This is a genomic window from Devosia geojensis (genome assembly GCF_000969415.1).
Taxonomy (GTDB): domain Bacteria; phylum Pseudomonadota; class Alphaproteobacteria; order Rhizobiales; family Devosiaceae; genus Devosia; species Devosia geojensis.
Window position 1 is genome coordinate 41,710 of sequence record NZ_JZEX01000124.1, and the last position, 15,955, is coordinate 57,664.

Here is a 15,955-nt window from a genome sequence, read left to right on the forward strand (position 1 = left end):
CGGCACGCTCAGGCTCCGACGACGCGCAGCGCCGGCGCCGCGGCGCCGGGATCGAGCTCGAACTGGTCGATGATCATGTCGAGCTCGGCCGCCTGCCCCTCGGTCTGCTCGATGGCCGCGTTGGTTTCTTCGACGAGAGCGGCATTGTGCTGGGTCATCTCGTCCATCTGCCGCACCGCGGCGGCCACCTCGCCGATGGCGGACGCCTGCGCGCGACTGGCCTCGGCCATGGACCTGAGGAGCCCGGTATTCTCTTCGGCCGCCGCGACGACGCCGGCGAGCCCGCCCGCTGCCTCGGCGACGAGCCCGGCGCCGCCCCTCACCTCGGCGGCCGATGCTTCGATCAAGCCCTTGACCTCGGACGACGCCTCGGCGGCCGACTGCGCGAGACGCCTGACCTCTATGGCGACGACCGCGAAACCCTTGCCGGCCTCGCCGGCGCGGGCGGCTTCCACCGACGCGTTGAGGGCGAGAAGATTGGTCTGGAAGGCGATGTCGTCGATCATGCCGATGATCGATGATATCCTGGAGGACGCGGTTGTGATCCGGTCCATGGCGCGGCTCGCTTCATCCATCGCCGAGCCGCTCCTGCGGGCGCTGGCGGCGACGGCCTCGGCCTTGCCGCTCGCGTCCTCGGCCATCCGCGCGTTGCGCACCACGGTTCCCGCCAGTTCCTCCATGACCGCCGAGGTTTCCTCGATGGTCGCCGCCTGCCGTGTGGTCCGTTCCGAGAGGTCGTTGGTGCCGGTGAGGATTTCTCCGGTGGCCGTACGCAACGACCGCGAAGCCTGCCGGAGCCGGCCGACGAGTGCCGCGAGGGTATCGGCCACGGCGTTGGTGTCCGCCTTCAGCCGCCCGAAGGCGCCGGCATAGTCGCCTTCGACCCGCCGCGTCAGGTCCGCCTCGGCAAGCGCTGCAAGCACTTCGCCGGTTTCGGCAAGACCGGCCTCGACGGTATCGAGCAGGTCATTGAGCGCTCCCGCCAGGGCGTTGAGGTCGCTTTCGGCGAAACCCGCCGGCACGCGCCGGCTGAAGTCGCCCCTGCTTGCGGCGACCACGGCCTCGCCGACGCCCCTCTGCAACGCTTCGACCTCGTGGGCATGCGCCTCGATGGCGGCAAGATTCTCCTCGGCGCTCCGGGCATACTGGTGCGCGGCCGCCGCCTGTGCCTCCGCCTCCGCCGACTTGCCGGAAACGAGCGCGACAAGACTTTGCGTATTGCGCGTCATCCACACGAGAGCGGCCGCTTCCGCAACGAGGATGACCGCATGCAGCGCAATGCGCGCGAGCCCGCCCTCGCCATAGAAGACGAGATCGCTCCACGTCATGCCGAGGACGAGGTGATGGACGGCAACGAGCCCGGCTCCGAGCAAGATCGCCCTGATGTCGTAGAGGAGCGCGCACATGGCGAGCGCGGCAAAGAACGCCATGTGGACGTCGACCTGCATCGGATGGCCGCGCATGGCGACGAGCCCCGCCATCACCTGCGCCATCAGCACCGAGACGGCGAGATAGCGGAAGGACGCCCGCCGGCGCAGGAACACGAATCCGGCCACGAGCGCGGCGAGGGTAAGGGCGGCGATGAGCGTGCCGGCGCCGGGCGCCGCAAACCGCGCCCATTCGGTCAACGCCACGGCCAGGGCCGAGACGATGCCCATGGCCGCCAGCGCCACGGCCGCCTGCATGCGAAAATGATCCAGACTCATTGCCTTCGCCCCCTTGCCCTTCCCGTCGACTTCCCCGACGGGATCGCGTTCCGTCCCATCCAGGTCGCCTTAGGCGGCGGGCGCGCAAAGCCCGCTGGCCGCGGTGATGAACCAGGCGCCCATCTGGCGCACCCGGTCATCGAACCCGGCATCCGCCGCATAGGCGATCACGACATTGGGCAGCCGCCCCGTGTCGACCACCCGGCCACCCGCCGCGGCGATTGTCGCGATCGCCTCGCCCTGCCCGGTCCACGGCGCAAAGACGACCCCCATCTCGCCGGTTTCGGGCGGCGCGTGCAGGGCCGCGGCGCCGAGAATGGCGCTCAGAACGGCCACGCCGAGCGCCGGCGCCAGGTCATGAAGGACGTTTTCGCGACGTCCGGTGGTGCCGCTATCCATAGCCGCCCGACCTCGACGGATGCGCCGGTTAAACCCAGCCGCACCAGTTATTTGTGAAGGTAGAGCTTGCGCCCGCAGTCGTTAATTTTGGCTTGCCTGTCCGGTTTGGGTCGCTCCGGGCATCACGAAAAAGGGGAGGGACGTCGTCCCTCCCCGCATGCCGATACCGCTGGTCGCGGCGCCTAGAATTCCGACCATTCCTTGTCGATGGCGGCATTCCCGTTGCTGAGGTAGGCGCTGGCGGCTCCGCGCAGCTTCTGCTGCAGGCCCCGCGCCCCTTCGGCAGCTCTCGCGCCGACGCCGCGAACGGCGCTCCTTGCCGGCGCCTCTGCCTCCTCGGCGACGGCGAAGATGTCGACGATCTTGTCGAGCTCGCTCGCCTGTGCCTCGGTCTGCTCGATGGCCGCGTTGGTTTCCTCGACGAGGGCGGCGTTGTGCTGGGTCATCTCGTCCATCTGGCGGACGGCCGTGTTGACCTCCTCGATCGAGGACGCCTGCTCCCGGCTCTCGACGGCGATCTCGGAGAGGAGCGCGCTGTTGGCGCGCGCGGCATCGAGCATGGCCTCGAGCTTGGCCGCCGCTTCCGCCACCAGCTTGCTGCCGCCCTTGACCTCACCGGCCGACTGCTCGATCAGCGCCTTGACGTCCGACGAGGCGGAAGCGGCCGACTGCGCCAGGCGCCGCACTTCGACGGCGACGACCGCGAAGCCCTTGCCGGCATCGCCGGCCCGCGCCGCCTCGACCGAGGCGTTGAGGGCCAAAAGGTTGGTCTGGAAGGCGATGTCGTCGATCATGCCGATGATGTTGGAGATCTTGGCCGAAGAGGCCGTGATCCGCTCCATGGCCTGCGTCGCTTCGTGCATCACCTGTCCGCCTTCCTCGGCTGTGCGGGTGACGTCCGTGGCGTTGGTGCTGGCATGGTTGGCGCGCTCGGCGTTCTGCATCACCGTCGAGGCGAGCTGCTCCATGGCCGCCGAGGTTTCCTCGATGGTCGCGGCCTGCTTGGTGGTGCGCTCGGAAAGATCGTTGGCGCCCGAGAGGATCTCGCCCGTCGCGGTCTTCAGCGCCCGCGAGGTCGTGCGCAGCTGCCCGACGATCTCGCTGAGCTTGTCGGCGACCGCATTGGTATCGGCCTTGAGCCGCGCGAAAGCGCCCTGGTAGTCGCCCTGCATGCGCTTGGTCAGGTCCGTATCGGCGAGCGCCGAAAGCACGGAGCCGGTCTCGGCGATGCCGCGGTCGACCGTCTCGACGAGGTTGTTGACCGAACGGGCGAGCCCGTTGAGCTCGGGATCGGGGAACTCGACCGTCACGCGCTGCGAGAAATCGCCGGCAACCGCCGCGTCGACCACCTGGCCGAAGGCGTTCTGCAGCTCGCTCATCATGCGCTGGCGGTTTTCCTGGTCCCTGACGATCCGGGCGGCCTCGGCCTGCGTCATCTCGGCGACCTTCTGCCCGTTCTCGCGGAACACCTCGACGGCCCGCGCCATGGCGCCGACCTCGTTGCCCTGTCGGATGTAGGGCACCTGCGTGTCGTAATTGCCCTCGGCGATCTCCGCCATCGAGGCGGCGAGGCGCGGAATGGGCCGGGTGATGAGGCGCGAGGCGAAGAAGCCGATGGTGCCGAGCACGCCCGTGGCGATGAGCCCGGCAACGAGGATCAGGCCCAGGGTCTGGGTGGCGCCGGCCTCGGCGACCGCCTTGGGCTGGCCGACGAAGATCGCGCCCATGATCTCGCCCGACATTTTGACGATGGGCTGGAAGGCGGCGAAATAGGTGGTGCCGCCGATGTCGGCTTCTCCGAGATAACGCTGGCCGGCCATGAGGGTGTCGTGGACGGGGCCGGGCCCAAGGATCGTCTCGACCGCCCGCGAGCCGTCCGGCGCCGCGATGGTGGTCGTCTTGGCGACGAGCTCGCCGGTTTCCCCGTTGAGCACGTAGATCGAGGCGGTCTGCTTGGTGACGCGCCCGACAGAATCGATGGTCTCGCTATCGTAGAAGGGCGGGATGGCCCAGCTCTGGAAGGCCGCGATATCGCCCTCCTCCGTCCAGTTGAGCACCGACCCCGATATGCGCCGCTCGAGGATCGTGGCGGCCACCTGCACGTTGATCGCCTGCTGGTTGCGGCTCGCCTCCACCGAATTGGCGTAGAGGTTGACGTAGACCGCGGTCGAGACCGCGGCGATCGATCCGATGATCGACAGGATCACCAGGGCGGCGATCGCCGTGGTCATCCGGATATTTCCGAAGAAATGCGAGAGCTTAGCCAGCATCGAATGTCCCCCAGGGCTTCTTTCAGGCCGATTTTCAAGGGGCTCCTGCCCCGGCTTCGGCGGTGAACCTAGCAAGTTGAGTTTAAGCGAATGTTAGTGGCGCGCCCCTCACGACCGCGCCCAGTGGCGGGCGAGCGCCAGATTGCCGTCGATGCCGTAAGCCGGCGCCGTTTCGGCGGCGGCCAAATCGTCAGTCGCCTCGAGGGTGAAGATGTCGACGATGCGGTCGAGCTCGGATGCCTGCGCTTCGGTCTGCTCGATGGCAGCGTTGGTTTCCTCGACGAGGGCGGCGTTGTGCTGGGTCATCTCGTCCATCTGCCGCACGGCGGCGTTGACCTCCTCGATGGCCGAGGCCTGCTCGCGGCTGGCCCTGGCGATGCCGGCCATCAGTCCGTGCGCGGCACGCGCCGCCATGAGCATCGCCTCCAGCCGGCTCGCCGCGTCGGAAACGAGCCGCGAGCCGCCCCTCACCTCTTCGGCGGACTGCTCGATCAGCGCCTTGACCTCGGCGGAAGCCTCCGCCGCCGATTGGGCGAGGCGGCGCACCTCGACGGCGACGACCGCGAAGCCCTTGCCGGCCTCGCCGGCGCGCGCCGCCTCGACAGAGGCATTGAGCGCCAGGAGGTTCGTCTGGAAGGCGATGTCGTCGATCATGCCGATGATCGAGGAGATGCGGGCCGAGGACCCGCTGATCCGTTCCATGGCGAGCGTCGCCTTCTGCATCACCTCGCCGCCTTCCTCGGCCGTGTGGGTCGCGCCCTCGGCCGCGTCGCTCGCCTCGCGCGCCTTGCCGGCATTCTCGAGGACGGTGGCGGCGAGCTGCTCCATGGCCGCCGATGTCTCCTCGATGGTGGCGGCCTGGCGTGTGGTGCGCTCGGAGAGGTCATTGGCGCCCGAGAGGATTTCCCCGGTCGCCTGCTTCAGCGCGCCGGAGGTGTCCTTCAACTGGCCGACGACGTCGGCAAGCTTGTCGGCGAGCGCATTGGTATCGGCCTTCAGCCGCGCGAACGCGCCCCGGTGGTCACCCCGCATGCGTGCCGTAAGATCCGTATCGGCGAGCGCTGCAAGCACGTCGCCCGTCTCGTCGATGCCCCGCTCGACGGTCTCGACCAGCGCGTTGACCGAGGCGGCGAGCGCGTTGAGCTCGGCATCTGGGAACTCGGCCGCGACCCGGCGGGTGAAATCGCCGGCGACCGCCGCGTCGACCACCTCGCCGAAGGCGCGCTGCAGCGCCTGCATCATCTCGCCCCGCTCTTCCTGGGCCTTGAGAACGCGCACCGCCTCGGCCTCGCTCATCTGCGCGATCCGCTGCCCGTTTTCACGGAAGACTTCGACCGTGCGGGCCATGGCTCCGACCTCGTCGCGCCGGCGGGTGCCCGGAACCTCGACGTCGAGCCTGCCATCGGCCAGCTCCTCCATGACCCCGGTGAGGCGGGCGATCGGCCGGCTGATCGAGCGGGCAAAGAAGAGCCCGGCAAGGGCGGCGGCCGCGAGCAGCGCGCCGCCGACGATCAGCATCATGTCGCGCATGCGCGTGACCGGCGCATAGGCTTCGTCCGCGCCGATGGCGGTGACCACCGCCCAGTTGACGCCCTCGAACGAGACCGGCTCGGCGGTGACGATCATCTCGATGCCGCGATAGTCGGAGGTAGTGCCGAAACCCTCGGCGCCTGCGAGCGCCGCCTCGACCATCGGATTGCGATACGGCGTCGCCAGTTCGTCCGGCTGCTCGGAAAAGGCGGAATCCGAGCGCATGCGGAAATCGGCGCCGACGACGAAGGATTCACCCGTCTCGCCGAGCTCGTCCCCACCGGCGAGAAGCCGGTTGAGCGCCTGGCTCGAGACGGACGCGGCAAGGACGGCCACGGGCCGCCCGCGGTTGTTGAAGATCGGGGTTGCAAGAAAACTCGCCGGCGCATTGGCCCAGGGCGCATAGGCGGAGAAATCGGCAAAGGCGATCCGCCCGCCCTCGGTCATCGCGGCGGCGGCCTGGAAGACGGCGCCGAAGGCCGTCCCCGCTCCATCGCCACCGGCCGCGAGGTTCGTGGCGAGATCGTCTTGCTTGCCGACCGAATAGACGAGGTTGCCGTTGAGGTCGACGATGTAGAGATCGGCAAAGCCAGCCGTGTGCAGTTGCTGGCGCAGTTGCGGATGGACGCGCGTATGGGTGAAATCATAGTAGGAGCGCTTGGCTCCGGCCGGCTCGTTGAGGTCCATGCGCGCGAACCCTTCATGGGGGTTGCCGTCGACATAGGCGGCCCGCAATTCGGCCCGAGGGTCGCCCTCGAACTGCTCCCAGGCGAGCGCCATGTCGCGCGCCGCCGTTTGCGTCGCTTCCGCCCCAGCCAGATCGAGAAGCCTTTGCTTGAGGTCGGCGAAATACTCCTCGAGGGTTGCCGCGCGGTGCTGGGCGACCGTCTCGATCTGCCGGCGCGAGAGATCGACCACGATGGACGAGCCGATGAAATAGCTCGAAACGCCGACGCCCGCGCTCACCAGCAGCGCCGAGCCGATCAGCGCCAGCGGCAGCTTCTGGGCTATCCTCAATGCAGGCAGAAATTTCATTCGAGCGCTCCAGCTTCTGCTGAAGAGCCGCGCGCCTCGCCGGTGCCGGATGATTCCTCGAAGGGGGCCGCTCCTGCCGCCCCGCGCGTCGACCCTTCCCCCTCAGAAAGTCGATTCGATAGTCCGGGCACTCTAGGGGTCGGGCTATTAATTTCTTCTTACGCAGAAATCCGTGCCCCGTTCTCCGGAACGTCTACGAAAGCGCGCCGATCACCGCCTCGATGCGCTTCTTCATGGTCGAAGCGTCGAACGGCTTGATGATGTAGTTGTTGACCCCGTGCGAGATGGCTTCCTTGACCTGCTCCTTGTCGGAGCGGCCGGTGGCCATGATGAACGGCATCGCCTGGGTGCGCGGGTGCTTGCGGATGACCTTGAGGAGCGTCAGCCCGTCGATGTCTTCCATGTTCCAGTCGGATATGATGAGGTCGACATTGCCCTTTTCGAGCTTGCCGAGCGCGTCGCGCCCGCTCTTGGCCTCGATGATGTCCTTGAAGCCGAGCTGGGTCAGGATGTACTTGCAGATCCCCCGCATCGACTGCTGATCGTCAACGATCAGAACGCTGACTGCGCTAGCTTTCGGCATTCTTGCTCACCTTTAACGCACCCGGACATCCGGTCCGGTATTGGCGGCCAACTTAAGACCAAATCCATTACTGTTTTCTCAATCGCACTGGCCGCATTGCGCTGGTGCGATTAGGGTTTTCAGGCCGCGCTTTTGAGGCGCGAGAGCGCGTTGGCGAGCCGCGCTGCGATCGCCTCGACCGGGGCCTGCTCGACGACTGCGCCTTCCTCGAAGGCGACGCGCGGCATGCCATAGACCAGCGCCGAGGCCTGGCTCTGCCCGACCGTATAGGCGCCCGCATCGCGCATGAGCTTTAACCCCCGCGCCCCGTCCCGCCCCATGCCGGTCAGGATCGCGCCGACCGCGAGCGGTCCGACGGTCCTGGCGACGGATTCAAACAGCACGTCGACGCTCGGCCGGTGGCCGGAGGCCAGATCGTCATGCGAGAGCCGGCATTTCAATTGCCCCGAGGAACGCTCGACACGCAGGTGATAGTCGCCGCGCGCCACATAGGCGTGCCCGGCCTTCAGCGCCAGCCTGTCCTCGGCCTCGAGGACGGTGATGGTGGAAAGCTCGTCGAGCCGCGCGGCAAAGCGCGCGGTAAAACCCGCCGGCATGTGCTGGGCGATGAGGATTGGCGGACAGTCGGCCGGCATGCCCGAGAGCACGGTGCGGATGGCTTCGACTCCCCCGGTCGAGGCGCCGATGGCAATGACTGCCCCTTCGGGCGCGGCGGCGGTGCGCACGGCAACCTTGGGCACTTCGACCCGCTCGGCGCGCCCGCGCACGTCCGAGCGCGCCGCCGCGCGCACCTTGTCGCGCAGAGCCGCCGCGAACGCTTCTATGCCGCCCGAAAGGTCGGCGCCGGGCTTGGCGACGAAGTCGACCGCCCCGAGCTCGAGGGCGAGCAGCGTCTCGCTGGCGCCCTTGCGCGTCAGCGTCGAGACCATGACCACCGGCGTCGGGCGCAGGCGCATCAGCTTGTCGAGGAAGGCGAGCCCGTTCATGTTGGGCATCTCGATGTCGAGGGTGACGACATCGGGATCGAGCGTCCTGATCTTCTCGCGCGCCTCGATCGGGTCGGCGGCAGTGCCGACCACGCTGATGTCGCCCTCGCGCACCAGCGTGCGCGACAGCACCTCGCGGATCAGCGCCGAATCGTCGACGACCAGGACCCTGATGCTCATGCTGCCACCCGCTTGGTCTGAGCCGCCTTGAACTGGTAGATGGTCTTGCCGACGAGCCGGAAGCCGTCGGCGCCCGACCCCAGGTTTTCCGAGTGCCCGATGTAGAGGAAGGCATCGTCGGCGAGCATGCCGGCGAGCCGGCGGAAGAGCTCGCCCTGCGTCGGCTTATCGAAATAGATGGCGACGTTCCGGCAGAAGACCGCATCGAACGGTCCCTTCATCGGCCACGTGCCTGCAATGAGGTTGAGCGGCTTGAACGCGACGAGCTCGCGCGCGGCCGCCGGAATCCGGATGTTGCCGTCGCCCGGCCGCTCGAAGAGGGCCGTCCGCTCGGCGGACAATCCCGAAAGCTCTGATTCCGGATAGACGCCGCGCGCGGCCTTCCCGATCACCGCCGTGTCGATGTCGGTGGCCAGAACCTTGAAGTCCCAGCGCTTCAGTTCGGGATAGGCGGCCAGGAGATCGACCGCGATCGTATAGGGCTCCTGGCCCGTCGAGCAGCCGGCCGACCAGATGCGTAGCCGCTGCCCGCGCGGCCGCTCGGCGATCAGCCGTCCGACATAGCCGCGCAAGTGCTCGAAGTGGTGGTCCTCGCGATAGAAGCGCGTGAGGTTGGTGGTCAGGGCGTTGACGAAGTTCTGTGCGTCCTCGGGCATGGCGGCGCTCTCGAGATAGTCGAGATAGTCCGAGAAGCTCTTGAGCCCCAGCGCCCGGATGACCTTGGAGAGGCGCGAGACGACGAGCGTACGCTTGGCATCGCTCAGCGATATGCCGGCCACCGCGTAGACCCTGGCCTTCACCCGCGCGAAATCGCGCTCGCTGAGGGAGAATTCCCCTTGATCCATCTGCCGCCCCCGGTTGCCGGCGGGCCTTCTGCCCGCCCGTTCCGCCGATGCGGCGGATTGGTCCGATACTGGCGGTTTCTTCGCTTATTTTGCGTAAACGAGCCGCGCCCGGCAGCGAGCGTTTTCAGGAAAGTGGACACCGCTTTTCCGGTTCGAAAGCGCGACAAAGCAAGCTTGGGGCATCCGCTCTGAGCCCATCAGAACGGAAATGCTCAGAAAAGCTCGATATCGTCAGCCGCAGGCTTCGGAGCGGGACCGCGGCGCGCCACCACCAGCTCGCGCCGGGCGATGCTGGCGTTCTCGGAGGATTCGAGCCGCTTGACGAAGGCGCGCCCCGAATGCGGCTTGAACAGCACCCGGCGCGCGAACGTGCCGCCCAGGTCTTCGCTGGCAAGCGCATAGCCTTCAGCCGTCAGGAACTCGCGCACGAACTCGATGTTCTTGGCTCCGACATCGTCGAGCGACGCGTTGATCTTGCCGCCGCCGAACACCTTGATCTCGAGGTTGGCCTTCTTGCCCGTTCCGCCCGTCAGCACCTTGTTGATGAGCTGCTCCATGGCGAAGGCCCCGTACCGCGCCGACGCGCCGTAGCGATCCCGCGCCGAGCCGGACTGTTCGGCGAGAAGGAAGTGATTCATCCCCCCGACATTGGCCACCCGGTCGCGCACGCACGCCGAGATGCAGGACCCGAGGACGGTGGAATAGGTGAGATCCCTGTCGTCCGATACGTAGCAGTCGCCTTGATGCACGGTGGTGACGACGCCGCGATCGAATTCGGGCGGCAGAGACTTCGCGGAAACCATGGGGGAATTCGTAACCTCACCGAACTTATGAGCACTCTAGGGGTAACGGGTTAGTGAATTGCTAACCAAGCTCGCGCCGGTCGCGGCAACGGCGCCCGACGGCAAGAAGTGCTTTAGAAAGTGGAGCCATAAGGTGGAGGTCTATATGGGGCTCGGGAACGGATATGTCGCTACAAAAGCTTGCACGTGAACTTGACGAGACGGCGCGCCAGACCGCCGTGATGCTCGAGGGCATCGCCGATGCGCTTGCGGTGCTCGCCGACGAGGACGTCAACGCCGGTGCGGCGCGCAAGCAGGCCATCGAGATGATCGTCGTCGCCCTTCAAGGCCAGGATCGCATCGAGCAGCGCTGCCAGAACCTGGCGCTGGCGGTGCGCCAGTTCGCCCTGCTGCCGCCGACCGCACCGGACGCCGTTTATGACGAGATCTGGTCGAGCCTCACCCTCGACGAACTGCGCGTGCCCGCCCTCTCGGGCATCGCTGCCCACTCCCGCCACGGGGAAGCCGAGCTCTTCTGAGCCGGCTTCAGGACCGATTGAAAAAAGGGCGCCGCTGGGCGCCCTTTCGTTTTCCGCTGAGTGAATTTCTAGCCGTCGAGCTTGCTGCCCGCGACAATCGAATGCAGGTCGATGAGCCCGACCATGCGCCCCTCATGGGTGACGATGCCGTTGAGGAGCTCGGTGTCGATCGAGTTGCCCTCGGGCACCGCATGGATGTCGTCGCGCGACACGGTGAGGATGTCGCTGACCGCATCGACGAGGATGCCGACCCACTTGTCGCCGACGCTCATGACCACGACGACGTGGTTCTTGGTCGGCGAGGTCTGTCCGTCGCCGAACCGTGCACGAAGATCAAAAATCGGCACGATTGTGCCGCGAAGATTGATCACTCCGCGTACATATTCACGCGTGTTGGGCAGAGGCGTTGCACCGTTCCAGGCGCGGATCTCGCGCACCGTGGTGATTTCGACTCCATAAGTCTGCTCGCCGATCGAGAACGCGATGAGCTGGAGGGAGTTGTGAGCGGCGACGGCCGCCTTGTCGATGACATCGTCACGGATGCCGAGGACTTCCATTTTCTGGCCTTTCTCCGCCCTTCTGGACGGCACTGCTGACATCGCGGCCGCTAGGCCGCATTCTTGTGATGGATGGTGGACTTGAGACCCTGCACGTCGACGATGAGCGCAACGTTGCCGTCGCCGAGGATCGTGCCGCCGGCGATACCTTCCACCTGCTCGAAGTTCTCCTCGAGCGATTTGATAACCACCTGCTGCTGGCCGATGATGTCGTCGACGATGAGCGCGACCTTGGAGCCGCCCTCGGCCTCGCAGAGCACCACCATGCGGCTCTCCGGGTCCGCTTGCGTCGGCATGCCGAAGCGCTGGGCGAGGTCGATGACGGGCACGTATTCGCCCCGCACCTGCAGCACCTTGCCGCCCGAGGGCACGCGCTCGAATGGCGCGCGCGAGCACTGGATGGTTTCGACGATCGAGGAGAGCGGCACCACATAGGGGCTCTCCGAAACCCGGACCAGCATCACGTCGAGAACGGCGAGGGTCAGCGGCAGGCGCAGCGTCATGCGCGTGCCCCGGCCCGGCCACGAGCGCACATGCACCGAGCCGCCGATCTTCTTGATGTTGGAGAGGACGACGTCCATGCCGACGCCACGCCCGGAAATGTCGCTGACGGCCTCCGCCGTCGAGAAGCCCGGCGCGAAGATCAGCTGGTCGATCTGCTCATCGGTCGGCTGCACGTCGGCGGCCACCAGCGCCTTGTTGCGCGCCAGCTGCAGCACCTTCTCGCGGTTGATCCCGGCCCCGTCGTCCTCGATGACGATGAGGATGTTGCCGCCCGCCTGCTCGGCCGAGAGGCGGATGGTGCCCGTCTCGGACTTGCCGGCGGCCAGGCGCCTCTCCGGCGTCTCGATGCCATGGTCGGCCGAGTTGCGGATCATGTGCGTCAGGGGGTCGGAAAGCTGCTCGATGACCGTCTTGTCGATCTCGGTATTCTCGCCGATCGTCTCGAGCCGGATCTTCTTGCCGGTCTTGACCGCGAGCTCGCGCACCAGGCGCGGCATGCGCGAGAAGACCGATTTGACCGGCTGAGCGCGGATGGCCATGACCGAATCCTGCAGGCCCCGCGTCGTCTGGGCGAGCACCTCGAGGCCACGCACCAGCTCGGTGTAGCGGGCGCGCAAAGTCTCGTCCATCTGCTGGGTCAACATGGATTGCGTGATGACGAGTTCGCCCACCATGTTGACCACGCGGTCGACCTTGTCGAGGTCGACGCGGATCGACTGCACGCCGCCACCACGCCGCTCGCCGTCATCGGGCGGAGCGCTCGCGGGCGCAGCGGCAGGCGCCATGGGCTGCGGAGCGGGCGCCGCTTCCGCAGCCACCGCCGGCTTGATCGCCTCGGCAAGCTCGGCAAAGCTCGGCACGGGAGAATCGGCAAAGGCATCGCCCTCCGGCCCGGCCTCTCCGGCGCTGCCCGCCAGCGCGCTGACGCCGATCGCGCCGATCTCGTCTTCGGCTAGGCTGAGGAAGTCGGGTTCGGCCGGGAGCGGTTCCGGCAGAGCCTCTGCAGCCGGCGCCGGCTGCGCGGCGGATGCATCCGCCCCGAGCTCGACGATGGAAATGTCGCAGTCGCCTTCGACGAACTCGAACACCTCGCGGATCTGCCCCTGCGTAATGCCGGGCGCTACGAGGCTGATCTCCCAGGTGCAGTAGACGCCGAACGGTTCGAAATCGGCGAGCACCGGGATATCGCGCACAACCGCGCGCACGCTCACCTCGCCGAGCGCGGCAAGCTCGCGCAGCAGCAGCAGCGGATCGTTGGCTCGCGCATAGAGCGCCTGGTGTGGCGCGAAGCGGATCTCCCAATGCCCGGCGGGCGCCGAAAAGGGCGGCGCCTCGAAGGCGTCGTCGGCCGGGACAGCCCCGATGTCGACGCGCACGGGCGTGAATTCGATGTCGAACTCCTCGACCGGCTCGCCGTCTGCATCGGCATCCACCGCCTCGCCCCGGCAAAGGGCATCGAACCGGCTTTTCTCGTGGGCGCCGTAGTCGGCCGGCAACGCCTCCCCGGACCGCGCCGCGTTGACGTGGTCGGCCACGATGTCGTTGGCGCGGATCGACAGCGCCACCACGTCGTCGCTCATCTCCACGCGCCCGTCGCGCACATGGTCGAGCAGCGTCTCGTAGGCATGGGCGAACCCGACAAGGCCGGTAAATCCGAAGGCGCCGGCCCCGCCCTTGATCGAATGGATGGCGCGGAACACGGCATTCAGCCGATCGGCGTCGCGCTCGCCCGCCTCGATGGCGGCGAACTGCTCCTCGAGCTCGGTCAGGAGCTCGGTGCATTCGTCGAAATAGGTGGCCTTGAAGTCGTCGAGTTCGCTCATTCTTCTCGTCTACCCAAACCTTCTGGTTTGTGGATCGCGGCTGGGAGCCGCGCTCAGTGCACCACGCGGTGTATGACGCTGATGAGCTTTTCCGGATCGAACGGCTTGACGATCCAGCCGGTGCCGCCCGCGGCCTTGCCCTGGTCGCGCTTGTCCTGGCTGGTCTCGGTGGTGAGGATCAGGATCGGCAGGCTCTGGTGCTGGCCGGAGGCCCGCACGTTCCTGATGAATTCGATTCCGTCCATCACCGGCATGTTGATGTCGGTGATGACGACGTCGACGTCCTGGCTCTCGAGGACCTCGAGGCCCTGCTTGCCGTCCTCGGCCTGCAGCACCTCGAACCCGGCGTTCGAGAGCGTATGGTGGAGCATGGCCAGGATCGTGCGGGAATCGTCGACAGTGAGAACACGCAAGCCGGTCATCGTCTGATCATTCCTTGAAAGTGTCCGTCGAGGCCCAGCCGGTCAACGGCCGCGAGCATGGCAGCGCTCGGGGTCTCGATGGAAAACGCGAAACTGTGCTGCCTTGCGGTCTCAGCCGCGCTCATCAGCATGAAGAGCGCATTGGTCGCCACGCGTTCGACCGCGCCCGCCTCCACACTGACGGCGCCCACCTCGAGCGCGTCGATGAGACTGTCGCGGATGCCGTCGAGTGAATCGAGATCGACCACTGCGGGCAGCACGATGCGTTTGCTGGCTGTTCTGGCCATGACGAAGGGAGCCCCCGGGAGATTTTCCCCGTCGGCAGTTTCCACGCCAACTCTTTAAGAAGTGCTAAGCAGAACCGCTGAGGCGCGGCGATGCGGGGGTTTGCGCGTTAAAGCGCTTAGCGGTGGTTTCCTTGCGGCCCGCCCGGTGGTAGTGAGCCGCGATCCTCAAAAGAGACATTCCATGCCTTCCAATGTCACCCTTACCGGACTTGCCCGCGATCTGGCCGCTCGGGCCGATAGCGGCAGGACGATCAGGGTCGGCGTCATCGGCTCGGGCGAAATGGGCACCGACCTCGTGACACAAGGGTCTCTGATGAAGGGCATCGAGGTCGCCGCCATCGCCACCCGCCGCCCGCATACGGCGCTCGACGCCATCCGCATCGCCTATGGCGACGACAGCCGCGGCAGGGAAGCCGAGACGCCGGCCAAGGCCAGCGCCGCCATCGGCGACGGCAGGATCGCCATCACCAGCGCCGAAACGCTCGTCACCATCCCCGAGCTCGACATCGTCATCGACGCGACCGGCAAGCCCGGGGTCGCGGCCGACTACGACCTCCTCGCCATGGAGCACGGCAAGCACGTGGTGATGATGAACGTCGAGGCGGACGTGACCATCGGCCCATACTTGAAGAAGGAGGCTGATCGCCTCGGCGTCGTCTACACCGTTGGAGCCGGTGACGAGCCGTCCTCGTGCATGGAATTGATCGAGTTCGTCTCGGCCCTAGGTCTGCCGATCGTCGCCGCCGGCAAAGGCAAGAACAATCCCCTGCGCCACGACGCCGTGCCGGACGAATACCGGGAGGAGGCCGAGCGGCGCAATATGAACCCGCGCATGCTCGTCGAGTTCGTCGACGGCTCCAAGACCATGGTCGAGATGGCCGCCATCGCCAACGCCACCGGCCTCGTGCCCGACGTGCCCGGCATGCACGGCCCCAGGACCGACCGCGACGACATGGCCAAGGTCCTGATCCCGAAGGCGGACGGCGGCATCCTCGATCGCATGGGCGTCGTCGACTACACCATCGGCAAGGGCGTGGCGCCGGGCGTCTTCGTCATTGCCAAGGCCGAGCATCCGCGCATCATCGAGCGCATGGACGATCTGCATATCGGCCACGGGCCCTACTATGCGTTCTTCCGCCCCTACCACCTGACGAGCCTCGAGGTGCCGCTGACCTGCGCGCGCATCATGCTCTACGGCAAGCCGGACATGGTGCCGCTGCCCACGCCCGTCGCCGAGGTCTGCGCCGTCGCCAAGCGCGACCTTGCAGCCGGTGAACCGCTCGATGCGATCGGGGAGACCTGCTACCGCTCGTGGACGATGACCATCGGCGAGGCGCGTGCCGCCAACGCCATTCCCGTGGGCCTCCTCGAAGGTGGGCGGGTTAAGGCGCCAGTCCGCAAGGGCGAGCTGCTGACCCGCGCCAACGCCGAACCGGACACTTCCACCCGCCTCCATGCCCTGCGCCAGCGCCAGGACCAGATGTTCGGCCTTCCGGCAGCCTGACGG

General features: G+C 67.0%; 14 protein-coding genes. 2 read left to right on the top strand and 12 right to left on the bottom strand.

Going from position 1 to position 15,955, the window contains the following annotated elements; all coding sequences use genetic code 11:
- Nucleotides 1-8 precede the first annotated feature (8 nt).
- The 8 genes from VE25_RS21925 to VE25_RS14695 form a co-directional block, all read right to left on the bottom strand.
- Nucleotides 9-1,706, bottom strand: a complete 1,698-nt coding sequence (locus VE25_RS21925) for a methyl-accepting chemotaxis protein (protein ID WP_083988968.1) — start codon at nucleotides 1,704-1,706, stop codon at nucleotides 9-11.
- Nucleotides 1,707-1,775: 69 nt separating this feature from the next.
- Entirely contained in the window at nucleotides 1,776-2,105 is a 330-nt protein-coding gene (locus VE25_RS14665) for a hypothetical protein (RefSeq protein ID WP_046109385.1), read from the bottom strand.
- Nucleotides 2,106-2,287: 182 nt separating this feature from the next.
- Nucleotides 2,288-4,336 (bottom strand): methyl-accepting chemotaxis protein, encoded by a 2,049-nt coding sequence (locus VE25_RS14670; RefSeq protein WP_083988976.1) that lies wholly within the window; start codon nucleotides 4,334-4,336, stop codon nucleotides 2,288-2,290.
- A gap of 147 nt (nucleotides 4,337-4,483) precedes the next feature.
- Complete coding sequence (locus tag VE25_RS23400; protein WP_052731991.1) at nucleotides 4,484-6,940, bottom strand: methyl-accepting chemotaxis protein; 2,457 nt, start codon at nucleotides 6,938-6,940, stop codon at nucleotides 4,484-4,486.
- 193 nt (nucleotides 6,941-7,133) lie between these two features.
- Entirely contained in the window at nucleotides 7,134-7,523 is a 390-nt protein-coding gene (locus VE25_RS14680; RefSeq protein WP_046109386.1) for a response regulator, read from the bottom strand.
- Nucleotides 7,524-7,642: 119 nt separating this feature from the next.
- Nucleotides 7,643-8,689: a protein-glutamate methylesterase/protein-glutamine glutaminase gene (locus tag VE25_RS14685; protein ID WP_046109387.1), complete on the bottom strand. Its 1,047-nt coding sequence runs from the start codon at nucleotides 8,687-8,689 to the stop codon at nucleotides 7,643-7,645.
- Nucleotides 8,686-9,534, bottom strand: a complete 849-nt coding sequence (locus VE25_RS14690; RefSeq protein WP_046109388.1) for a CheR family methyltransferase — start codon at nucleotides 9,532-9,534, stop codon at nucleotides 8,686-8,688. The genes VE25_RS14685 and VE25_RS14690 overlap by 4 nt, the downstream gene beginning before the upstream one ends.
- A gap of 212 nt (nucleotides 9,535-9,746) precedes the next feature.
- Nucleotides 9,747-10,337 (bottom strand): hypothetical protein, encoded by a 591-nt coding sequence (locus VE25_RS14695; protein ID WP_046109389.1) that lies wholly within the window; start codon nucleotides 10,335-10,337, stop codon nucleotides 9,747-9,749.
- Between the two features lie 164 nt (nucleotides 10,338-10,501).
- Between VE25_RS14695 and VE25_RS14700 the strand changes: the two genes are divergently transcribed.
- The gene (locus tag VE25_RS14700; protein WP_046109390.1) at nucleotides 10,502-10,855 is read left to right on the top strand and encodes a hypothetical protein; all 354 of its coding nucleotides are present in this window, start codon (nucleotides 10,502-10,504) and stop codon (nucleotides 10,853-10,855) included.
- A 68-nt stretch (nucleotides 10,856-10,923) separates the two neighbouring features.
- Here VE25_RS14700 and VE25_RS14705 read toward each other — a convergent pair whose 3' ends face one another.
- Genes VE25_RS14705 through VE25_RS14720 form a run of 4 tightly spaced genes read right to left on the bottom strand, consistent with a single transcriptional unit; the run spans nucleotide 10,924 to nucleotide 14,493 of the window.
- Entirely contained in the window at nucleotides 10,924-11,412 is a 489-nt protein-coding gene (locus VE25_RS14705; protein WP_046109391.1) for a chemotaxis protein CheW, read from the bottom strand.
- Between the two features lie 50 nt (nucleotides 11,413-11,462).
- Nucleotides 11,463-13,739, bottom strand: a complete 2,277-nt coding sequence (locus VE25_RS14710) for a chemotaxis protein CheA (RefSeq protein WP_046109392.1) — start codon at nucleotides 13,737-13,739, stop codon at nucleotides 11,463-11,465.
- Nucleotides 13,740-13,792: 53 nt separating this feature from the next.
- Entirely contained in the window at nucleotides 13,793-14,161 is a 369-nt protein-coding gene (locus VE25_RS14715) for a response regulator (protein ID WP_046109393.1), read from the bottom strand.
- Nucleotides 14,158-14,493 carry an STAS domain-containing protein gene (locus VE25_RS14720; RefSeq protein ID WP_046109394.1) on the bottom strand — a complete coding sequence of 112 codons (336 nt, stop codon included), beginning with the start codon at nucleotides 14,491-14,493 and terminating at the stop codon, nucleotides 14,158-14,160. The genes VE25_RS14715 and VE25_RS14720 overlap by 4 nt, the downstream gene beginning before the upstream one ends.
- Nucleotides 14,494-14,629: 136 nt before the next feature.
- On the opposite strand from VE25_RS14720, the gene VE25_RS14725 reads away from it, so the two are divergent.
- The gene (locus tag VE25_RS14725; protein ID WP_046109395.1) at nucleotides 14,630-15,952 is read left to right on the top strand and encodes an NAD(P)H-dependent oxidoreductase; all 1,323 of its coding nucleotides are present in this window, start codon (nucleotides 14,630-14,632) and stop codon (nucleotides 15,950-15,952) included.
- Nucleotides 15,953-15,955 lie beyond the last annotated feature (3 nt).